The sequence below is a fragment of the Maridesulfovibrio sp. genome (assembly GCF_963666665.1).
Classification (GTDB): domain Bacteria; phylum Desulfobacterota; class Desulfovibrionia; order Desulfovibrionales; family Desulfovibrionaceae; genus Maridesulfovibrio.
Genome location: NZ_OY762999.1, coordinates 2,754,029 through 2,775,972, shown reverse-complemented (window position 1 = coordinate 2,775,972; position 21,944 = coordinate 2,754,029). Strand labels below are relative to the sequence as shown.

The 21,944-nt window shown below is 47.8% G+C and carries 20 protein-coding genes; 9 read left to right on the top strand and 11 right to left on the bottom strand.

What is annotated here, in order from left to right; all coding sequences use genetic code 11:
- Positions 1 to 22: 22 nt before the first annotated feature.
- Both ACKU40_RS12730 and ACKU40_RS12725 read right to left on the bottom strand, forming a co-directional pair.
- A complete protein-coding gene (locus tag ACKU40_RS12730) occupies positions 23 to 1,093 on the bottom strand; it encodes an OmpA family protein (protein ID WP_320173167.1) in 1,071 nt (356 codons plus the stop codon).
- Positions 1,094 to 1,207: 114 nt separating this feature from the next.
- A complete protein-coding gene (locus tag ACKU40_RS12725) occupies positions 1,208 to 2,527 on the bottom strand; it encodes an L-serine ammonia-lyase, iron-sulfur-dependent, subunit alpha (protein ID WP_320173166.1) in 1,320 nt (439 codons plus the stop codon).
- A gap of 444 nt (positions 2,528 to 2,971) precedes the next feature.
- On the opposite strand from ACKU40_RS12725, the gene rfaD reads away from it, so the two are divergent.
- From rfaD to ACKU40_RS12695, 6 genes are all read left to right on the top strand, one after another.
- Positions 2,972 to 3,949: an ADP-glyceromanno-heptose 6-epimerase gene (gene rfaD / locus ACKU40_RS12720; RefSeq protein WP_320173165.1), complete on the top strand. Its 978-nt coding sequence runs from the start codon at positions 2,972 to 2,974 to the stop codon at positions 3,947 to 3,949.
- Positions 3,950 to 3,999: 50 nt separating this feature from the next.
- Positions 4,000 to 6,312: an LPS assembly protein LptD gene (locus ACKU40_RS12715; protein ID WP_320173164.1), complete on the top strand. Its 2,313-nt coding sequence runs from the start codon at positions 4,000 to 4,002 to the stop codon at positions 6,310 to 6,312.
- Between the two features lie 133 nt (positions 6,313 to 6,445).
- Positions 6,446 to 8,344: a DNA mismatch repair endonuclease MutL gene (mutL, locus tag ACKU40_RS12710; RefSeq protein WP_320173163.1), complete on the top strand. Its 1,899-nt coding sequence runs from the start codon at positions 6,446 to 6,448 to the stop codon at positions 8,342 to 8,344.
- A 29-nt stretch (positions 8,345 to 8,373) separates the two neighbouring features.
- Complete coding sequence (gene alr, locus ACKU40_RS12705; RefSeq protein WP_320173162.1) at positions 8,374 to 9,498, top strand: alanine racemase; 1,125 nt, start codon at positions 8,374 to 8,376, stop codon at positions 9,496 to 9,498.
- 17 nt (positions 9,499 to 9,515) lie between these two features.
- Positions 9,516 to 9,704, top strand: a complete 189-nt coding sequence (locus tag ACKU40_RS12700) for a hypothetical protein (RefSeq protein ID WP_320173161.1) — start codon at positions 9,516 to 9,518, stop codon at positions 9,702 to 9,704.
- Positions 9,705 to 9,775: 71 nt separating this feature from the next.
- Complete coding sequence (locus tag ACKU40_RS12695; protein ID WP_320173160.1) at positions 9,776 to 10,924, top strand: ABC transporter substrate-binding protein; 1,149 nt, start codon at positions 9,776 to 9,778, stop codon at positions 10,922 to 10,924.
- Between the two features lie 127 nt (positions 10,925 to 11,051).
- On the opposite strand, the gene ACKU40_RS12690 is transcribed toward ACKU40_RS12695, so the two are convergent.
- From ACKU40_RS12690 to ACKU40_RS12665, 6 genes are all read right to left on the bottom strand, one after another.
- Positions 11,052 to 12,320, bottom strand: a complete 1,269-nt coding sequence (locus tag ACKU40_RS12690) for an iron-sulfur cluster carrier protein MrpORP (protein WP_320173159.1) — start codon at positions 12,318 to 12,320, stop codon at positions 11,052 to 11,054.
- 191 nt (positions 12,321 to 12,511) lie between these two features.
- Positions 12,512 to 12,871, bottom strand: a complete 360-nt coding sequence (locus ACKU40_RS12685; protein ID WP_320173158.1) for a NifB/NifX family molybdenum-iron cluster-binding protein — start codon at positions 12,869 to 12,871, stop codon at positions 12,512 to 12,514.
- Position 12,872: 1 nt separating this feature from the next.
- On the bottom strand, positions 12,873 to 13,343 hold the full coding sequence (locus ACKU40_RS12680) for a NifB/NifX family molybdenum-iron cluster-binding protein (RefSeq protein WP_320173157.1): 471 nt from the start codon (positions 13,341 to 13,343) through the stop codon (positions 12,873 to 12,875).
- 132 nt (positions 13,344 to 13,475) lie between these two features.
- On the bottom strand, positions 13,476 to 14,810 hold the full coding sequence (locus ACKU40_RS12675; RefSeq protein WP_320173156.1) for a sigma 54-interacting transcriptional regulator: 1,335 nt from the start codon (positions 14,808 to 14,810) through the stop codon (positions 13,476 to 13,478).
- A gap of 106 nt (positions 14,811 to 14,916) precedes the next feature.
- Entirely contained in the window at positions 14,917 to 15,573 is a 657-nt protein-coding gene (gene hypB, locus ACKU40_RS12670) for a hydrogenase nickel incorporation protein HypB (protein ID WP_320173155.1), read from the bottom strand.
- 15 nt (positions 15,574 to 15,588) lie between these two features.
- Complete coding sequence (locus tag ACKU40_RS12665; RefSeq protein ID WP_320173154.1) at positions 15,589 to 15,939, bottom strand: hydrogenase maturation nickel metallochaperone HypA; 351 nt, start codon at positions 15,937 to 15,939, stop codon at positions 15,589 to 15,591.
- A 357-nt stretch (positions 15,940 to 16,296) separates the two neighbouring features.
- Here ACKU40_RS12665 and ACKU40_RS12660 point away from each other — a divergent pair, with 357 nt between their 5' ends.
- Together ACKU40_RS12660 and ACKU40_RS12655 are read left to right on the top strand one after the other, a co-directional pair.
- The gene (locus ACKU40_RS12660) at positions 16,297 to 16,956 is read left to right on the top strand and encodes a CBS domain-containing protein (protein ID WP_320173153.1); all 660 of its coding nucleotides are present in this window, start codon (positions 16,297 to 16,299) and stop codon (positions 16,954 to 16,956) included.
- Positions 16,957 to 17,117: 161 nt separating this feature from the next.
- Entirely contained in the window at positions 17,118 to 17,876 is a 759-nt protein-coding gene (locus tag ACKU40_RS12655; protein WP_320173152.1) for an ABC transporter substrate-binding protein, read from the top strand.
- Between the two features lie 9 nt (positions 17,877 to 17,885).
- Here ACKU40_RS12655 and ACKU40_RS12650 read toward each other — a convergent pair whose 3' ends face one another.
- Both ACKU40_RS12650 and ACKU40_RS12645 read right to left on the bottom strand, forming a co-directional pair.
- Positions 17,886 to 18,773, bottom strand: coding sequence for a hypothetical protein (locus ACKU40_RS12650; RefSeq protein ID WP_320173151.1), 888 nt, complete (start codon positions 18,771 to 18,773; stop codon positions 17,886 to 17,888).
- Between the two features lie 190 nt (positions 18,774 to 18,963).
- Entirely contained in the window at positions 18,964 to 19,272 is a 309-nt protein-coding gene (locus tag ACKU40_RS12645) for an IscA/HesB family protein (RefSeq protein ID WP_320173150.1), read from the bottom strand.
- A gap of 193 nt (positions 19,273 to 19,465) precedes the next feature.
- Between ACKU40_RS12645 and ACKU40_RS12640 the strand changes: the two genes are divergently transcribed.
- Complete coding sequence (locus ACKU40_RS12640; protein WP_320173149.1) at positions 19,466 to 20,020, top strand: TetR/AcrR family transcriptional regulator; 555 nt, start codon at positions 19,466 to 19,468, stop codon at positions 20,018 to 20,020.
- A 134-nt stretch (positions 20,021 to 20,154) separates the two neighbouring features.
- On the opposite strand, the gene ACKU40_RS12635 is transcribed toward ACKU40_RS12640, so the two are convergent.
- On the bottom strand, positions 20,155 to 21,531 hold the full coding sequence (locus ACKU40_RS12635) for a sodium:alanine symporter family protein (protein ID WP_320173148.1): 1,377 nt from the start codon (positions 21,529 to 21,531) through the stop codon (positions 20,155 to 20,157).
- Positions 21,532 to 21,944 lie beyond the last annotated feature (413 nt).

The window sequence follows — 21,944 nt, the reverse complement described above, 5'->3', positions numbered from 1 at the left end:
CCTTTTAATGCATATGTGGCTTTTAGTCTTCTACGTCGATTTCAACGCGGCGGTTAAGCTTGCGTCCTTCTTTGGTCTTGTTGTCGTACTTGGGATTCATTTCGCCGTATCCCTTGACTTCAAGGCGTTCAGGAGCAATGCCGTTGGCTGCCAGCCAGTCTGCAACAGACTTTGCTCTGCGCTCGGACAGGCCTTGGTTGTATGCTTCGGAGCCTGAGGAGTCAGTGTGGCCGCCGACCATGACTTTGAGATTCGGGAATTCTTCAAGCATGGTTGCTGCTTCAGTCAGAGCCGGAACCATTTCATCTGTGATCTGGTATTTGTCGAAACCGAAGTTGAAGTTACGGAAAACGATTTTTTCCTGAACCGGAACAACCGGAACGATAACTTCTTCAACTACTTCAACGATAAGCTCTTCTTCCTGAGTGTAGAATACATCCTGTGCGAACTTGTCGAGCATTGCTTTGTCTGCGAGATCGGTTACATCAACATAAACGCCGCAAGGAGTAAGGCTTGCGAGACGTTTCAGGTTTGCTTTACCGCGTTCGGTGTCAGCTACGCTGATGATGTGCAGGCAGAAACGGTCGCCGTATTTCTTTGCCATGTCGGAAACGATAACCGCAGGATTGCGTCCTGTGTTGGTCAGACCGTCGGAAACAAAAATTACTGCGAATTTTCCGCCCCAGTTTTTGAGTACACCATCAAGATCGGAAAAACCTGTGCCGATCGGGGTGGACTGGAAGAAAGGCAGCTCGCTGGGAACAGATGCAATTCCTTTAGCCATACCAGATCTTGTGAATATGGATTTGGGGGAATATGTCGCAAAGTCGGGCATTGCGTAAAGAGCGGAGTCGTATCCCAGTTCGGGAACAACGTTGTTGAGTCTCTTAAGGGCGTTAAGACCGGCAATGATTTTAGGATTCCCGGTGGAACCATATGTCTGTGACATGGATGGTGAAGTGTCCACAAAATAAGCGAATGCATCTACTTTGGGTTTAAGAACAATTCTGGACTCAGCAGAGGCCATGGAGCCGAAGGCCAGAAGAGCGGCTAAGGCAACAGTCAGAATTAATGAAACTTTTCTTTTGAACATTATGAAAGTCCTCCGGTATGTTGGTTAACGGGTCTAAATTAGTTTTTTTACTCTACCAAAATTAAGGTATTGGCAGGGCTTAATCAATAGTTTTGTGTTATTTTTATGGTTCTTTTAATTATCCATGCCTGTGAAGTGTTTTTCAAGCATGATTTTCAGAATGGTCCGGTCTGTGTCAATCATGCCCTGTGTGCTCAGAGTCCCGATGTTCTGCATGGTCTGTTCGGGAGAGCTGCCGATGATGCCGTCGCTGGAATGAACATTTACTCCATGGATGGCAAATAGAGCGGCTTGGACTGCTGTTCCGGCTGCGGTGGCCAGTTTTAGTGCACATCCGCATTTGGCACCGTCGCAGATAATACCGGCCAGGTCTTCAGTCAGGTTGGTGATGGCTCCGGCCATTTGGGTCGGAGTCCCGCCCATGAGATAGGTAATCCCGGCAGTTGCCCCGGCGCCTGCGGCCACAGAGCATCCGCAAACGGCTGACAACCTTCCTGTCTGGGCTTTTACGTATGCGGTTACAAGGTGGCTTAGGGCAATGGCTTCAAGCATTGTTTTCTCGGAGCAGTCCACAAACTCACTCACGGCATAGATGGGCAGGATTGCTGTCAGGCCGTGGTTGCCCGAACCTCCTGAGCTCATAGCCGGAAGCTTGATACCGCCCATGCGGGCATCAGATGCGGCTGAAGTTATGGTCCGGGCGGCCAGAATCATATCCCTGTTGAGGATTTTCAGGCGGGCCATTTTTTCAAAAGTAGCCCCGACGCCCAATCCTGAACCGTGTTTGAGTCCGTAATCGGCAAGGCGCATGTTGTATGTGATTCCTTCTTTGAGAAAAGTGAAATCCTGTTCGTCGAGATCATTGATCATATCTACCAGATCATCGAGGGAAAGTGTCTTGATGAAGTCCTCGAGTTTGGAAACATCGGCTTTTTGCGCTTGTTGTGTTTTGACCAGAGTAGAGTCTTTTACCGGCTCTCCGTTAAGGGTCAGAGAAGTGATATTGTCATGTACGCCTTCAATGGTCGTTTCAACATGATCAGGGCCGAAGGTAAGCAGGGCGCGGACATAAATACCGTGTCTGTTTTCTAACAGATTCACTGTTACAGGGTGTTTCTCCTTGTATTTACAGGCTTCTTTTGCGCTCTCTTCGTCAAGGGGCTCAAGAACTTCAAGTCCTAGTGCGGGGTCTCCATAAAGTGCTCCCAAGGCTGCTGCGGTATCAAGTCCGTTCAGTCCTCCTGTGCCGGGGATGATTACAGCCAGTCCGTTTTTATAGATATTCGGGTCAACCCAGACTTCGATTTTGTCCGGCCTTTTATCGGGTATCACGGAAGCTGCAGCGGCGGTGGCAAGTGCAATTGCTACGGGCTCGGTGCAGCCCAGTGCCGGAGAAACTTCAAAGTGCAGAATTTCTTTTACAGAGTATTTCATGGCAATCCCTTGGTTTTTACTGTTGAGGTGTCGGTCTGCTTGGATAATTAAGCTTCATGTGTAAATAAAGTCTAGAGAAAATCATAATTGTTGTTTGTGTTTAAATAAGGATAACATTAAATTACACTTAAGCAAGATTAAAAACAAGAAGTATAAAGTTGAATTGTGATCATGCTGAAGTGGTGAACGTTTAAATTCTATTTAACTTGTTGTTTACAACATAACTTTATTTGTATCTGTGTTGTGTTTTATTGAAAAGCTAAGCTTTTTGTGCATTAGCTGATGTTGAGAGAAAGGTGTTGCGTTTGTTTTTATGCAAATAAGCTCTTTTAACTTAAATGTAGTTGAAAAGTGTCAGAAAAATAAGTAACATCCGGCAACTTGTATTGTGTGATAGTACTAATATATGTTTTTATATGCCTAAATTAGCTGGAGAAATTATATATGTATATTGTTACTGGCGGAGCCGGTTTTATCGGCAGTGCCATGGTCTGGAAATTAAACCAGATGGGAATCGACGATATCCTGATTGTCGATAACCTTGCCAAGACTGATAAATGGAAGAATTTGGTTAACCTCCGTTATGAGGATTACATCCATAGAGATCAGTTTTTCAAGTTCATTCTTGAAGGTGACGATCCCTTTAAAACTGATGCTGTAATCCACATGGGGGCCTGCTCTTCCACCACCGAACAGGATGCGGATTTTCTCATGGAGAACAACTACCGCTACACCCAGATGCTTTGCCGTTTCTGCCTCCAGCATGATGTGCGTTTTATCAATGCTTCCAGTGCTGCCACCTACGGTGACGGACAGTTCGGCTTTGATGACGACCACGAAGGCATTGACCGTCTCAAACCTATGAATATGTATGGTTACTCCAAGCAGCTTTTTGACCTTTGGGCTAAGCGCGGCGGAGTGCTGGATAAGCTGGTCAGCCTTAAATTTTTCAATGTATTCGGACCTAACGAATATCATAAAGATGATATGAAGAGTGTTATCTGCAAGGCTTTTCACCAGATCGGTGAAACCGGAGAGATGAAGCTTTTCAAATCCTACAAGCCGGAATATCCCCATGGCGGCCAGAAACGCGACTTTGTTTATATCAAGGACTGCGTGGACGTTATGTGGTGGTTCCTGCAGAATCCGCAGGCAAACGGTATTTTCAATATCGGAACCGGACAGGCTCGCGAATGGAACGAACTTGCACGTTCTGTTTTCTCCGCGATGGATGTTGAACCGAACATCAGCTACATCGAAATGCCGGAAACTATTCGCGACAAGTACCAGTATTTCACTCAGGCCAATATGAGCAAGCTGGTGGAAGCCGGCTATGATAAGCCGTTCACTTCTCTGGAAGAGGCGGCCAAAGATTATGTGCAGAATTATCTGGCTCAGGAAGATCCTTATCTCAAGAGTTAATTGTTGATCCGGTTAGCCGGGACAGTTTGAATATTAAAGGGCAGGTTGTTTTGAAATCCAGGTTCGTCATCTTTGTAGTTTTACTTCTCCTTTGTCTGCCGTGTGCTTCTTTGGCACAGCAACAGATGACCGTGCCCATGACCGATAGTAATGGCGTGGAGCAGAAGGGTGAGCAGTGGAAGTTTTCCGCAGATAAACTTGTTGTGGAAAGCGACAGCGAATACCTTCAGGCCTACGGGGATGTTACCCTGCGCAGCGGTGATAACTACATCAAGGCCGATTTTGCCCGTTTTTATCAGGCAACCAAATGGATTTATCTGCGCGGTAATGTGAAGGCGCAGATTAAAGGCGACTTTTACGATGCGGCTGAAGCCGAGTTCGACCTGAATAATATGGTCGGCTGGCTTAAAAAGGGCCGCGTTTTTGTTGCCAAGCCCCATGTCTATTTTGAAAGTGAATTTATTGAAAAGCATAACGGAGCCACATACAGTTTCAAGGATGTAAAAGTGACTGCCTGTGAGGGTGAGAATCCCCTCTGGTCCTTTGAATCCGGTGAGGGTGATATAACCATCAACGGCTATGCCCGTCTCTGGCATTCCAAGTTCAAAGTTAAGGGTGTCCCGGTTATGTACACTCCTTACATGGAACTTCCGGTACAGCGTGAGCGCCAGTCCGGTATCCTTGATCCTGAAATCGGCAACTCAAACCGTCTCGGAAACAGGTTCAACCTGCCGTTCTATTGGGCAATCAATGATGAAATGGACATGACTTTCTATCCGGAATACCTGAGCAAACGCGGATTCAGGCCCGGTGTGGAATTCCGTCATTCCGAAGATGTGAACACCAAAGGATCATGGCGTGCTGATTGGTTGTACGACAGTAAAAGCTACAACAACGCCAATGACGCAAGTTATTCCTTCAGCGATAATATGATCAGACCCAACCAGAACCGCTGGTGGATCAGATCTAAATACAACGGATATCTCGGTAACCCTGACTGGCAGACCATCTTTGATATGGACCTTGTATCTGACCAGGATTATCTGCGTGAATTCCGTTCCGGTACCAATGGGTATGACGCCACCCGTGATTCTTTTCTTGACGAATTCGGGCGCGATATAGCCACCGCCGATGCCAACGAAAGGACCAGTACCGCCCTCATAGCCAGAAGCTGGGATAATTACTCTGTTTCGGCCATGGCGCAGTATACGGAAAACCTGCTTTACCGTAATGACAATGCTCCTTCCACTCAGGATCCGACCCTGCAGACAATGCCGCAGCTATCCGCTTACGCATTCAAGAATAATTTCTTCGGGACTCCCATCGAGTGGGAAGGTGAATTTCAGTCCAGCTATTTCTGGCGTGAATACGGCACCACCGGTGGACGTATTGATATCAAGCCTTCATTCAGCATGCCTGTGCGTGCCGGTGGAATCACCTTTATTCCTTATGCCGGAGTAAGGGCTACCAACTATCTGGGCACTTCTTTCCAGAACTCTACTTCTGAAGGCAGTCACGATTCTACTCAGTTCCGTTTTCTGGCTGATGCCGGAATCAGCGCTGCTACTGATTTTTACCGCGTCTTTGAGCTGGAATCAGCTCCTGTGGTTACCAGAGAAAACGTAGGACAGTCCGGTTGGACCAGCATGAAGCATAACGTGATTCCTCGCTTGGAATACTCATGGGTTCAGGATGACTCTGCGTCTCAGACCAAGTTGCCTTACTTTGATTCTCGCGACCGTATTTCCGAGCAGAACGATGTTGTCTTCTCGCTGACCAACGTTTTTGACCGTAACCGCGCAACAGTGGTTATGGATGCTGACGGTAACCCGGTACTGGAAAACGACTACCTTGAATTCCTGCGGGTGCGTCTGGAGCAGGGCTATGACATTGACGAAGAAAACCGTTCCATAGAACTCAGCGAGTATGAACGGCGCCCCTTCTCTGATTTCATGGCCGAATTCATTGTTACTCCCTACAATTTCGTGAACCTCACCTCCAGAACATGGATTTCTCCATATCTGGGTGATGTTACCGAGCATGAAAATATCCTCAAGCTCTTTTACGATGAGTATGCGGAGTTCTCTCTTGGATACGATTACCTGCGCAAGATTGATGAATATAAGCGTCAGCAGGACTCAGACATGCAGATCATCAGCTACGGCATGAAAGCCAAGCTGCCTTGGAATCTGCGGATCGGCGGTAAATTCAGAACCGATCTTAATTCTGACCGTGACCTTGAAAAGACTGCTTCCTTGGGATGGAGTCACCAGTGCTTCTCTTTGGAATTTATTGCCTCAAAGACCACTGTTGATGAACGTTACGGCGTGAACTTCAATCTTATCGATATGAGTGCATTTTAGACTATCTCTTCGACAAAACTTACCGGGCCCCCCGTCTACTGATGTGTAGACGGGGGGCCTTGCTTATTGTAATCTCAGCGCTATAAATTCTGACTTAAATAGATAAATAAAAATACCACATAGATATGTCATTATGAGCACTCCTGAAATTCATGTACTCCCGGCTTCCTTGCGTAACCAGATTGCCGCTGGTGAAGTTGTGGAGCGCCCTTCAAGCGTGGTTAAGGAACTGGTGGAGAACTCCATTGATGCGGGCAGTACACAGGTTGATGTTGCTGTTGAGCGCGGTGGGCAGGGCTTTATCTCCGTGAAAGATAACGGGCGCGGTATCGCAGCTGATGAATTGAAGCTGGCAGTTACCCGTCATGCCACCAGCAAGATTTCAAATGTTGATGATCTAAGCGCAATCACCAGCTTCGGCTTTCGGGGAGAGGCATTGCCGAGTATTGCTTCGGTTTCCCGCTTCAAGATGAGCTCTTGCCGCAAAGGTGCCGATGAAGGGTGGTTTATTCATGTTGAAGGCGGAGATGTGGCTGACGAAGGCCCGGCTGCAATTCCCGGAGGAACTTCGGTTGAAGTTCGTGAGCTGTTTTTTAATGTCCCGGCCCGCTTGAAATTTTTGAAAACCGAAAGTACCGAAGCGCGGCGTTGCAATCAGGTCCTGTTCAAGATTGCCCTTGCAAATGTAGATGCCGGATTCACTTTTACCTCCAATGGTCGGGAGCAGTTTCGCCTTCCGGCCGGGCAGTCCCTGCCGGAGCGTTTGTCCGTGTTCTGGCCGCGAAATATCTGCGAATCCATGCTTGAATTCTCCCATGAAGCCGGGGAAATGAAAGTGCATGGCTGTGCCGGTATTCCCGGACTGGCCCAAGGTCGCGGTGACCGTATTGTGATGTTCGTCAACGGGCGTCCGGTTCAGGATAAGTTGCTGCTCAGTGCCATTCGCGGATCCTACAAAGGGCGTTTGATTTCCCGTGAATATCCGCAAGCTGTTCTTTTTCTGGAATTGCCGCCGGACCTGGTGGACGTGAACGTGCATCCTGCAAAGATGGAAGTCCGTTTTCAGGAAGAGAGTGCGGTATTCAGTATCATTCGTAACGGTATCGGACAGGCTCTTTCCCGCTATGAACTGGGCATTCTGGAAGATGACAGTTCTATGCAAAGTCAGCATGAAATGCCGGTCCGTGCAGCAGTTCGCGAGAAGAGATTATCGGAAAGTGTCTCACTGCCCATTGAGCCTGCGGCTAAATTTTCCAGCTGGAATGAATTTAAGAATACAGATTTCACAGCCTTGGATGATGAACCGGAAGTAGGTTCTGCTTTGCCTGAGACAGATTTCAACTTGCCAACTGTTGCTGAATCCCGTCCCGAACCGGATATGGTTCATGAACAGGCCATGAATTATGTGGCGAAGGAAACTCCGCTTTCTGTGCCCGAACCGCAACAGTATGAATCATGCGCGGCTGGGCCGATTTACGTTCCCGGTTCGCGTATTGAGTATCTGGGGCAGGTTGCGGATACCTATCTGGTTCTGAAACTTCCGAACGGTTCTCTTGGCTTGCTGGATCAGCACGCAGCCCATGAACGGGTGATCTACGAGAATATGAAATCCCTGCGCACACGCGGAGAATCGCGTCCTCTGGCATTGCCCATCGATCTTGTCCTCCATCCCAGCGAAGTTGAGCGGGTGCAGGAAATGTGGGAGGATTTGCAGGCTGCAGGCTTCATGCTGGAGCTTGAATCCGGGCAGACTCTTTCCATGCGCGGTATCCCTCCGGCACTTGAAACCGGGGAAGCAAGGGAGTACTTAAAGGCAGCAGTGGATGGACAGGCCAAGACTTTGGATGACCTCTGGATCATGCTTTCCTGCAAATCAGCTATCAAGGCCAACCTGCCGTTGGCGGCCAATGAGGCCCTTTCTTTACTGGAAGCTTGGGTGAAATGCCCGCAAAGGGAATATTGTCCTCACGGTCGTCCTGTCTTGATCAGTTGGTCCGCGCTGGAAATGGAGAAACTTTTCAAACGCAAATAGCCAGTCTCAATCTCAACCGGAGATCTCCAATGACTATCGGATATAATACACTTGAAGTTGAAGTTGATTTAAACGCAATTCGCCATAATTACCGAAAGCTTAGAGCAAAAGGAAGCAGGGTCTACGGCGTGGTCAAGGCTGATGCCTACGGCCATGGGCTTATTGAAGTTGCCCGTGTCCTTGAAGAAGAAGGAGCGGATACTTTTGCTGTAGGTACGGTGAGCGAAGGCATGCAGTTGCGTAAAAGCGGTTGCAGCAAACGTATCATATCATTGCTCGGACCGCTGAATGAGGAAGATTGTTTCAATGCAGCGCAGAACAAGATAATTCCTTTTGTCGGTGAATTTGAACAGTTGGAAATGCTTTCCGCTGTTGTGTCTGCACAGGGCCGCAAGGTTGAAATCAGTTTGAAATTTGATACTGGAATGTCCCGTCTCGGTTTCAGCGTCAGTGAGCTGGATAAGCTGATTGAGTGGCTGAAAATCAATCCTCAAATCTGCCCGGTGCTGGCTAGTTCGCACCTTGCCACTTCTGACGATCCGGCTTACGAGGGGTATATGTCTGCGCAGGCAGAGACCTTTTCCGGTATTTTGAAGCGTCTTGCTGACGCCGGATATGAGTTGGAAGCATCACTTGCCAACTCTGCAGGAATTCTGGCTCATGATCAGGTTCATTATTCCGCACAGCGCGGGGGAATTGCCCTTTACGGTTCCAACCCCTTGCTCGGAACTGAGTGGAGCGAATCGGGTCGTGACCTGAAGCCTGCAATGCAGGTGCGTACTAAGATTGCGGCCGTGCGGAAACTTCAAAAAGGGCAGGCCATCAGTTACGGCTGCACTTACACAGCAGATCGGGATATGACCGTGGCCATTGTCTGCGCCGGATATGCCGACGGATACAGCCGCGGGCTTTCCAATGCCGGACAGGTCTGTATTCACGGGAAGCGGTCCAAGATTCTGGGCCGGGTCTGCATGCAGCTTTGTATTGTGGACGTCAGCCACATTGAAGACGTCAAATTCGGCGATACTGCCTACCTGCTGGGCGGTGAAGGTGAAGGGCGCATCAGTGCTGAAGATTTAGCCGGATGGTGGCAGACAATTACTTATGAAATTTTTTGTCTTCTGGGGATGAATCCGAGGACATACAAAAAATAAAAAACGGGAGATATAACATGTCTTGGAAAGTAGCAGAAAGTCATCCGCTTAAGGATGTTGATCCGGCAGAACTCAGGAATAAGTGGGTGGACGTAGCCATGGATATGGCTTTGATTCCTGAAAATAACATCCGCGTTTATATCGAAGACGGCATTGTGCGTATCGAGGTAAGCGAAGAACTTTACAACTGCATGGCTGGCATCTAGCCCTGAGGTGAAGGGCGGCCTGCAAAGGCCGCCTTTTGTTTTTTTACTGGAACTGCAAATCGGAGTTTTTCATGAAAACATACAGATTTATTCCGGTCCTTTTCATCTTCGTCCTTGTCTTTTGTCTATGCGCGGGATGTTCTGATAAAAAAACATCCAATGAATTCAAGGTCGGAGTTGTTGCAGTTACCAGCGGTGAGCTGTTCAGGAAAGGAACTTATATAGTTACAGCCGCCCGTTATGCCGCAGACAGGGTTAATAAAGCAGGGGGGCTGGAATTAGCAGGAGAACCGCACACGGTTAAGCTTATCCCTGCTGACAGTAACGGCGATCCTGAGATGGCAGCTAAAGTCACTCTCAGGTTGATTGAAAAGGACAAAGTATCTGCAATTGTTGGAGCAGCAAAGAGTAAGGTTGCTCTGGCTGTTGCAAAAGTTTGCGAGGAACACAAAGTTCCTTTCATCACCCCCGTAGCAGGAACTAACAGGCTTACATCCTTTAAATATTCTTTTCGTGTTTCCTACACAAATACCGTGCAGGGCGAAGCTTTAGCCCGATTTGCCAAAAAAGATCTAGGACATAAGGATGTGGGAGTCCTGTTTGCTTCTTCCAGTCCTTACAGTGCAGAATTAGCCCGCTTCTTTAAAGAAGATTATTTAAAAGGCGGAGGCAGGGTTGTCTCTTTTCAGAGCTATGTTGCAGGAGATCGTGATTTTTCTAAGCAATTACAGAAGATAATTGAATCCGGTGCGCAAATACTTTTCCTTCCTGATAATACCAAGATGGTTCAATTACAGGTCGCGCAGGCCCGTAAGCTGGGCTTCAAAGGGATTCTTATGGGCAGTGATTCATGGGACCCCATTGAACTGCAGCGCAATCCCTTATTCAAAAACAGCTATTACACTGACCACTGGATTCCGAGCCTGCCTATTGAAGGGGTTGCGGAGTTTGAAAAGGATTACAAGAAAGCCAATGGCGTTGAGCCCAGCGAACTTGAGGCCTTGACCTATGATGCTGTTAATTCACTTTTTGATGCCGCAAAAATAGCCGGAACTGATAATCCTGTAGCTATCCATGATGCTCTGGTGGATATGCCTCCCTTTCATGGGGTGACCGGGACTTTTGATTACAACAACAACGGCGACCCGGATAAGGACGTCATCATTTCCACCTTTCGCGACGGTCATATCGCGGTGCAGGATATTATTGACCTGAAATAGTTTTTTCTCTTTAAAGCAAAACAGCCTGCGGGAAATCCCGCAGGCTGTTTCGGTAGAGATATGTACAGGTAGATGTACTTATAGCTTTTATTCTAGACCCGAATCATGCTGATCAGGGTTGATTTCTCTAGTGATCGCAGGTGTTGGACCCGGTCTGGAGGGTTCCTGCAAGGTAGCTGGAAACTACGTTCTCAGGTGCTTCAGCAGGGGAGCCTACAATTACTTTTACGCCGGCATCGGTAAACAGGGACTGTGCTCTGGAACCCATGCCGCCTGCGAGTACCAGCTGTACGCCCTGATCTGCAATCCATTTAGGAAGCACACCAGGCTCGTGGGGCGGGGGAGTTTCCATGTTCGTGGCAACAATTCCCTTGGTTGCAACATCAACATCCATGAGTGCGAACTGTTCACAATGTCCGAAGTGCATGCAGAGCTTGCCTGCTGCAACGGGTACTGCGATTCTGATCATGCCGTTTTTAGCTTGAAGTTCTTCTGGCTTGGGCATCTCGTTGTTTTCCTGCAAAGTCTCAGTGAGATTCAGCATAGGCTTGATGATAGTATTCAAAGCCTTGCCGGTGGGGCTTTCATGGTCAGTGCGTATGATGGGGTAACCTTCATCACCGGAACGGCCCACTTCAGGATCAAGGGGAATGCGTCCGAGGAACTTAACTCCGGTTTCCTTGGCAAGCTCTTCACCGCCGCCGGAATTGAAAATATCATGTACGTTACCGCAGTCGGGGCAGACAAATCCGCTCATGTTTTCGATGATACCGAGAACTGGGTTGCCGACCTGCTTACAGAAGTTTACGGAGCGGCGTACGTCATCAATAGCAACTCCCTGCGGGGTGGTTACGATAACTGCGTGAGCGTCCTGACCGAGGGTCTGCAGTGCGGAAAGGGGTTCGTCACCGGTTCCGGGGGGGCAGTCAACGACGAGGAAGTCGAGGTCATTCCATGCTACATCCTGTACGAACTGCTTGATCAGGCCGATTTTTACCGGGCCGCGCCAGATAACAGGATCATCTTTGCTGGGCAGCATGAAGCCGAGGGACATAACCCAGAGGTTGCTGGACCAGGAGATGGGTTCAATTACTTCATGACCGATGTGCGGCTTTTGATCCTGAAGACTGAGCAGGCGGGGAACACTGGGGCCGTGTACGTCAACGTCAAGCAGGCCGACCTGTTTACCGGCTAGGGAAAGAGCAACTGCAATGTTGGTTGCTACAGTACTTTTACCGACGCCGCCTTTACCGGAAATAACCACGATTTTGTGTTTAATTCTGGAAAGGGCTTTTTGCAGTTTCATATCTTCAGGCTTGCAACCTTCAGAAGAACAACCGGAAGAAGAACATCCGGACCCGGAGGAAGAGCAGCTTCCGCATGCGTGATCGCTCATATATCAATCTCCTGCCCCTCGTAGGAAGAGGGGGTAGTCATTATTAAAAACAGATTGTTCAATCTGTCACAATAGGCGTTAAGAGGTAAACTAAGACGTGAACCTGACTTGTCAATGGTTGAAAAGTTCAGTCATGCCCGCAGAGCAAGGGAGAGGAGAAAAAGGCATGACTGAACGCGATGAAGAAAATTCTACCAGTGGCCGGGTTTGTCTGCATCTGCAGCGGCTTCGAGCTTGCCTTCTTTGAAGGAAGCCAGAGCCTCGGCAACTGTTCCACCACCTACAAGGTAGACCTTGATGGCACCCTTATCGAGCGCGGTGAAAGCCTTGGGTCCAACGTGCCCGGTGATTACCGCAGTTGCGCCTGTGGCGGCTACGTTCTGGGCTGACTGGATTCCAGCGCCCTGAGCGGCATTAAGGTTCTGGGTGTTGTCGATGTATTCCTGAGTGTCGGCATCGGTATCGCAGACCAGAAAGCCTTTTGCGCGACCGAAACGAGGGTCGATATCTCCATTGAGATCGTTGCCCTGACAACTGATGGCGATTTTCATATTACTTACTCCTGTGCACTTGGCTTAGGGTCGGCTCACAAGGGCGTATTGAATCCTGTATACCCTTTCTGGACCTGAAGCCTCTGTTTCCCTGTCCGCACCTGCCTCTGCCTCTGCATCCGGGCATGACATGGTTTTCCAGACAGTCCTGTTGATAGGCTGAGAGAACTTGCTCGATCATTCCCGTGATCCACGGGATAACCGTAACTCCGGCCTGCTCCAGTTCATTCATGGTGCAACCACAGATTGCACCGCATATTAAAAACGTTGCCCCGCAGGCTATTATGGCGGATGTCCTGTCCTTTGGGTCTTTTGAGGGAAGGGATAGGTAGCCTGCGGGACAAATTTTATTGTCTTCCAACCGGAACAATTTCAGGTCCGGGGCATTGTCAAAAACGGAGGCCAGCCTGTCTTCATAACAGGCCAAACAAAGCAGCGTTGAATTGGTATTGCGTCCTTCGTTTCCTCTCATGGGCAACTATAAGGCATAGTTTGTGCCATGGAGATAAAAGACAGTTAAAATAGGTGTTTGATTGGTTTTTGCGGGGAGGAAGTAAGGGGTGTTCAGGCGCAGAATTGGTCGAATAAATGGAATGAGGGCTAATTATGCGCCTATGTCTTCGCAGCGGGATATGGTGCGGCGAAGGGTATCTTTGGAAATACCCAGTTCGCGGCAGGTTGCCATTTTCTTACCGTTGTTACGTTTAAGGGCGCGGCGCACAGCCATGCATTTGATTTCATCCATGGTTAAGGGCATGTCCTCGTGAGGAGCAGCCTCTCTGGATTTAGGCTGTAGGTATTCGGGCAGGTGTTCGACCTGAATAAAGCCCGAAGGGCAGAGGATAAAGGCAAACTCAAGAATGTTTTCCAGTTCCCGCACATTGCCGGGGAAAGGATGGCGCATGAGAATGTGCAGGGTGTCTTCGGAAATACCGTCGATATCTTTGCCTTGCAGGGCATTGAGCCTGTTCACAAAGTGGTTGATCAGGAGCGGAATATCCTCGACCCGCTCTTTGAGCGGCGGAAGGTTGAGGGTGACCACGTTCAAGCGGTAGTAGAGATCCTGCCGGAATAAACCTTGTTCCACCAGTTCTGTCAGATTTTTATTGGTGGCTGCCACAATACGAACATTGGCTTTAACGCTTTGCACTGCGCCTAACGGTTCGAATGTCTTTTCCTGCAACACTCGAAGCAGTTTTACCTGCAGTTTGGCTGGCATATCACCTATTTCATCGAGGAAAATAGTGCCGCCGGCAGCAAGTTCAAATCGTCCGGCCTTGTCTTTACGGGCATCGGTAAAGGCTCCGGCCTTGTAGCCGAAGAGTTCTGATTCCAGCAGATTGTCGGGCAGGGCGCCGCAGTTTACGGCTACAAATGGGCCGTTTTTGCGTTCACTGAGGTTATGGATGGCCCTGGCGAAAAGCTCTTTACCGGTGCCGGATTCCCCAAGCAGGAGTACTGTGGCTTCACTTTTACTTACTTGAGGGAGGATTGAAAAAACTTTTCCAAGCTGTGCGCTTTTCCCAATGATATCTTCAAAGCGCCATGAATCTTCCACCTCACGGCGGATCATCTGAATATCGGTCAAGTCACGGAAACTTTCCACGCCGCCGATGAGTTTTCCGTCGCCGTCAACAAGGGGAGCGGCGCTGATGGAAACCGGAACCTTGCGTCCGTCAGCGTGGATGAAAAATATGGATTTGTTGGAGATGCGGCCGCAATTGCTCATGCATGAACGCAGGGCGCAGTCACCGTCGCAGAGGCTGGAGTGGAATACATCCCAGCATTTGGAGCCTACTGCTTCTTCTGCAGGGACACCGGTGATCCGGCTGGCGGCTTCGTTAAAGAAGGTGATGTTCCAGTCCCGGTCTACCGTAAATACCCCGTCTGCCAGTGAGTCGAGGACTGCCGAACACGGTAGGTTGCTGGGAAATTTCATGAAACATCCATCAACAGGTCGAAGCCTAGTAAAAGGTTATGCAGGGAGAGTTCAGAGTGGGAAAGCTTTTGCAAAAGCTTTCCCACTCTGGCCGCTGTAGGCGAAATTATTTTTTCTCTTCGCGGGCTTTGCGGAGCCATTCGTACCATGCTTCCAGTCCTTCCCGGGTGCGGCAGGAAAGGGGGAAGAGGGCGATGTCTGCGTTCAGCTTGCGTGCATGCTGCTTGGCCTTTTCAAGATCGAAATCCACGTAGGGCAGGAGATCGATTTTGTTAAGGATCATGACAGAAGAAATATGGAACATGAGGGGATACTTTTCAGGTTTGTCGTCGCCCTCAGTTACGGTCAGCAGGGTGATCTTGTGATCCTCACCAACATTGAATTCGGCGGGACATACAAGGTTGCCCACGTTTTCCACGAAAAGAATATCGAGTCCTTCAAGGTCGATCAGGGAAAGGGCTTCCTTTACCTGGCTGGAGTTAAGGTGGCATCCGCCTTCGGTGTTGATCTGAACGGCCTGTGCTCCGGTGGCTGCAACGCGACGGGCGTCGTTGTCAGTCTGGAGGTCGCCTTCGATAACAGCCATTTTGAATTCATCCTTGAGGTCAGCGAGGGTCTTTTCCAACAGGCTGGTTTTACCGGACCCGGGTGAACTCATCAGGTTGAGGCAGAGAATATTTTTTTCTTTGAAAAATTTGTTCAGTTCATCGGCAATTCTGTCATTTGCTTCCAGAATATTGCGTACCACAGGGATTTCACCCATTTCTAACTCCTTAAGTTAATCGTCAATCTCGATGCTTTCGATCTGCAATTCCTTGCCCTGAAGAACTTCATGACCGATTTCCAGACCGCATTCCGGACATCCCATGTAAAGTTTGTCTTCGGGTATAAATTCGTGTTTGCACCCGCCGCAGCGTACTTTGATGGGAATTTCGTTAACTTCGAGAACGGACCCTTCAAGGGCGGTCCCCACGGTAACGGCTTCCCAGCCGAAAGTAAGAGCATCGGAGACTACCCCCGCAAGCGCACCATTACCTACCACAACTTTTTTGAGGCTGGCACCGGGTTGCTTTTCCATTTCCTCTTCAATGATTGCAAGTATACTTTGCGCTATTGACATTTCGTGCATGGAATTTGGACTAACTCAAAAAATTAGCAGGGGCAAGGTGCTTAAGCGTATAAATCTGTAAGGTTTTGCAGAACAATCTAATAATGGTACTGTGACAGGCAAATGATGGAGTGCTTTTTATAACTGTTATGATAGCATAAAAAATGCGTGCTGGAGCGGGCATGTCTTGCAAGTGGATGAAAGCTTGGGTATGGAGTGGGTGTTTTCATCTTGCCGCCATGTCCGGCGGCATTTCACGGGGATATATCAGCGGGGGATTCGGCTGCATGTTTGCAGTCGGATTTTGCGCGTTTGGTCCCTTGAATCATTAAACTTTTTTACGCACCGGACTCTTTCCGGATTTTGGAGGACATGCAGATGTATGTGGGACTGAAAATGCTCAAGGACTTTGTGACCGTTACCCCTGAGACTTTGGTCAAGGAAGCGGACAAAATTCTGGAAGACAATCAGTTGTGGATGCTTCTTGTTAAAGACGGGGAAGACCTCGTAGGTTATGTCACCAAAGAAGATGTCCGTGCTGCCCTTCCTTCTGTAATAAGCTCTCTTGATAAACATGAACTCAGCTACCTGCTGAGTAAGATTACCGTTCGGGAAGTTGTACGTAAGAACATTACCACCATTCCGCCTGAAACCGAGATTGAAGCTGCGGCAGACCTTATGTTTGAAATGAATCTTTCAGGTCTTGCTGTTGTTGACGAAAATAAGAAACTCATCGGTTATATCAACCGCAACAAAATGCTTGAACTGCTGGTTGAAGAGATGGGCCTCAAACAGGGCGGTTCCCGCATTGTGGTGGATGTTGAAGAACGAACCGGTGTTCTTTACGAGGTGGCCGGGATTATTTCCAATATGAAATACAACATCATCAGCACCGGTCTTTTTCACCACAATAACCGCAGGATGGTGGTTATTCGTGTTGACACTGAAGACCCGTCCCCCATTGTTGCAGCACTCCAAGAACGCAAATATCTGGTGGTAGGCCCTGAAGATTTTATGGCTGAATGGTCCATTAAATAAATACATATTTTCCCGGTAAACTGCCGGAGATAATTAAGCCGGAAATAGGGGTGTCCTGTTTCCGGCTTTTTTTTGCGCCCTTATTGTTTTTAAAATGTAATAAGGGTATTAATAGAAGGAGCATTTACATAACTAATAGAGCGATAAGTGAGCAGGGTTGCATGGTATACCGCATAGTTGTTACATTGTTGACTATGATGTCTTTTTTGTCTTTTGCTTCCTCATCGGGGCGGGCAGATGATTGCGGGCTCAGGATAATTACCGAGATCAGTCATCCTTCAACTATTCAGGATAATGGCCGGTTATCCGGATTCGGAGTTGAAGTTGTTGAAGCCTTAAAAAAAGAAATCGGCTGTAATACTGCCATAGAGGTCATGCCTTGGGCTCGTGGTTACAGGCATCTCCTGAATCATCCTGATGTGATGCTGTTTTCCACAGCCAGAACTGAGGAGCGGGAGAATCAATTTCACTGGATCGGCCCTATTGCCTGCTATAAGTGGGTTTTTTACGGTTTGAAAGGTGTCAGGCATAAAGTGAAGACTCTTGAAGATGCAAAGAGTGTTTCCGGTATCGGGGTTTATCGCAATGATGCCCGGGCTCAGTTTTTAAAGAGCAAGGGGTTCACCAATCTTGAGGTTATGGATTCTCAGGAGGTTAATTTTAAGAAGCTTCTTCGCGGTAGGGTTGAGCTGGTGGCAACTTCCAATATCGGTGTGTCGGGATTTCTTAGTAAAGATTTAGAGCTGCGCAAAATGGCAGTTCCGGTTCTTACGTTTCATAATGTAAAGCTTTACCTTGCTATCTCAAAGGCTACTGATCTGGAAAAGGTGCTTCGCTGGCAGAAGGCGTTTAATACCCTGAAGAGTCGGGGTACTATCCGTAAGATTCAGGAAAAATGGATTGAAAAGTGTCCTGAGTAGCAGTTGTGATTATAGAAAATTAAGTTCATCAGTTAAGGAATCTCTTTTTCTGGCCTGTGTACTCGTTGTCTGTATGTCCGGAATTGGATTGCTTTTAAGTAGTGACTCCAAAGCCTTCGTATCATCGGCAGTTTTTTTAATAACCTGATCCAGAGTACATTCTTCAATGAACCCTTTTCCTTTAAGGAAGTTCAGAAAGATGCAGGCCTCTTCAAGGCTTTTGTTTAAGCGTAAAGCATTTCTGAGGTGTTCAAGGCAAGACTTGAGATCTCCCTGTTCAAAGTGAACCCGGGCAATATTCATATGCAGGTTTTCATCTTCTTCGACCAATTTTTCCGCTCTTGAATAGTATTCAAGGGCCTGTTTGAGCATGCCGTTTTTGCGCAAGGATATTCCGAACTCGTTGAACAGGTGTTTATGCTGCGGTTCATAGCAGCTTTCAAGCCCAACCAGTCTTTTGAATATATTGTCTGCCCGTTCGATTTCTCCCCGGTCAAGGTAGGTAAGCCCAAGTCCGAAATTGACGCGTACATTTAATTCATCAAGGCTCATTGCCTTATTGAATTCATACTCGGCACTGTAGTTTTCGCCTTTGTTGCGGTGGCTTTCGCCTAATGCGATGGTTTTTTCCAGCTTATCAATATTCGGGATGACTTTTTGTAGATAGATTTCCGGTTCAGGATGGTAGTCGTTCAAAAACATCTCCATTTCCACTGCCGCCTGAGGCCCGGTGGGAATGTAGTTGGTATTCAGGGCTTGAACTTTCAGTACCCCGTTATCCTGTTCTTCTGCATACCAGTACGTTGTTTGCTCTGTTCTTTTTTTGGTCGTCCCCGTTCCGATTACAGATTTTTTTTTAGCTGAAAAAATGCCTTGAATCTTTTCCCGTTTCCTCACTTCAAACTCCGTTTTTTAGTCAAGAGGCTACTATTTTACACAGGCTTTGCTTGTCTGGAAAGTAAGTATCGTTGTGATTAAGAAATAAAAAAAGGCCGTCTCTAAAGAGACGGCCTTAAGAGCCTGAAAAGGCTGGAACTGTCAGGTTAACGCGTTCAGGGAAAGGGTCTTCCTTCTTCTGTGCTGCGAGCTAACCGCAGGTGCCGGAGCAGGAACCGCATTCACCGCCGCCGAGCTCAAGCTTGGAATCAATTACGAAACCGGTGTAGCTGAGGTCAACACGGAAGGGGCTTCCCTGTTCGTTGAGGTCTTTATCAAGCAGGAAGGTGAAACCTTCCACTTCAAAACTTTCATCGTTATCTTTTGACTCATCCAGAGCCAATGCCAGCCTGGGGCCAGCTCAGCCACCGGTGGCCAGGTAGATGCGGATGGGGGTCCTATCTTTATCTGCAAAATAGTTTTCAAGCTGTTTTTGCGCAGCTTCGGTAATTTCAACCATTGTTTCCTCCTCATAGGATTTATCTATACAAATTAAGTTCTCTATCAGTTTTTGTCAATCTACTCCGGTTGACCTTGACTCTTGCATGGGGTAATTAATACTGTTTAGAAAGAGTGTTAGTAACACGACATAAGTCTAATAAATATTTTTAAACATGATTATGGGCGTTCGGACGCTCAAGGGAGACCGTAGAATGAAAACCAAGGATATCATCCTCGCAACAGCCAAGGAAATGATTTCAGAGGTGGGTTTCCACAAAGCCACTACCGCCAACCTTGCAAAAATGGCCAATATTTCTGAAGGTACCATCTATAGACATTTTGAAAGCAAGGAAGATATCCTGCTTCACATCCTTGATGCTCTTGAAGAGAATTTTTCTTATTACATCGAAGCTATCCGCCAGAAATTAGACCGTGACGAGTGTTCTATTGAAGAGATTATGAACGAATATTTCTCTTTTGTAGAAGATAATGAAATCGACATGAAGATCATGCTCTCAACCTATGGGTTGCTTGATTCTTCCAAACGTCTGATGGCTGTTTTCTTGAAGAACCTTGAACTGATTCTTGAAGATTGCATCAGGCTCGGTATCAAAAAAGGAACTGTCCGTGATGTGGCTGTGGAAGAAAACGCAACTGTGGTTATGACCATTATCTTCGGTCTGACCAGAATGCAGCTTTACTGGCCTGATCGTAGGGATGTCCGCGGTGAGGCAGTTGAATTCTGTCGTCGCAGTATTCTGAATTAGAATTAAGCTGATACGATTTTTTAAGGGCTGTTCTTAGCGGGACAGCCTTTTTATTTGTCCAGTGTAAGTGAATAAAAGAAATCCCTCGTCCGGAAACCGGGCGGGGGATTTTGTGTGCATTTGTCCGTAGCAGACTAGTTGTTTTCAGTCTGTGCGGCTGCTTTTGTGTTCTGCTTGGCGAAGTAGGCCTTGGTTTCAGCTACAACAACCGGGGTTAGCATAATCAGGCCGATAAGGTTGGGGATAGCCATAAGGCCGTTAAAGGTGTCGGAGAGGTTCCATACGAAGCTGAGCTTGGCAATGGCACCAACACCTACGAAGCAGATGAATACGAGACGGAAGGGCAGTACTGCCTTTACACCGAACAGGTATTCCATTGATTTTTCACCGTAGTAGCACCAGCCGAGAATGGTGGAGTAGGCGAAAAGAATCAGGCCGATAGTAACGATGTGTGCACCGCCTGCCATGCCCTGTGAAAAGGCGATGGTAGTCAGTTCGGCACCGGTGGTTCCGTTGGACCATGCGCCGGTGATAATGAGAACCAGCCCGGTCATGGTGCAGACGATGAGAGTATCGATAAAGGTCTGGGTCATGGAGACCAGAGCCTGAGTTACAGGCTCTTTGGTCTGCGCTGCAGCTGCAGCGATAGGAGCACTACCAAGACCGGATTCGTTGGAGAATACACCGCGGGCAACACCCATGCGGATAGCCAGCATTACAGTTGCGCCGGCAAAGCCGCCGACTGCGGAAGTGGGGTTGAAAGCCTGTTCGAAAATAAGGGCAAAAGCCGCTGGTACTTCAGCAATGTTTGCCAGAATGATGTATGATGCGCCGGCCATGTAGAAAACGATCATAACGGGTACGAGCATTCCGGTAACTTTACCGATTTTCTTGATACCGCCGAGGATAACGGCAGCAGTCAGGATCATCAGCAGTCCGCCGGTGATGTAAGGAGAAATACCGTAGGTCGCTTCAACTGCATCAGCAACGGAGTTGGACTGAACCATGTTACCGATACCGAAGGCGGCGATGGATGCGAAAATCGCGAAAAGAGTACCGAGCCAGGGCATGTTGAGGCCCTTGGAAAGATAGTACATGGGGCCACCGCTCATTTCGCCGTTTTCATCAACTTCTCTGTATTTAACAGCAAGAACAGCTTCAGCGTATTTGGTGGCCATGCCTACGAGGCCGGTGATCCACATCCAGAAAAGAGCTCCCGGTCCACCAACTGCAACTGCGGTAGCAACACCTGCAATGTTACCGGTACCTACTGTGGCGGAGAGAGCGGTCATCAGAGCCTGGAAATGGGTGATGTCACCGGGTTCGTCTGTTTCTTCCTTGCGCTTAATGAGTGCAAGGTACAATGCGTACATCAATTTGCTGAACTGAACGCCGCGCAGTGCGAGGGTCAGCCAGAAGCCTGTACCGACCAGGAGAACCAGCATAGGCGGTCCCCATGCAAATGCACCGATCTTACCAACAATAGCGTCCAGTGAAGTCATGAAATCCATAAATAATCCCTTGTTTTTTTTAGCACCAAATTTCCGCGAAATACTAGCACAGGTTCGCAGAATTACCCCTTTGCAAAATAATATTCTGAACTACGTACATAAAACAGAAGAAATGGGCAAGAAATTTATTGTGAATTTTTATTTGGCTCAAAATAATAATAGTTTTTGATGCAAAACGATAAAGTGCTTCTTTTTCTGCTTTGTTGTTTTGTGTGCGTTACATTTAAAAACTACATTTCTGTAGTTAATTGCTCAAATTTTGTATAAGACAAAAAACTTTCTGAATAGATAAAATAAAATACTGCACATTTCGTTTTGCTAAAAATAAGGGTCGATTTTTGAGAAATAGTTAAATTCAAGAAAAGAGATAGTTTTTGGATATCCATTTTTGTCATAAGTATGTGGGCAATCCG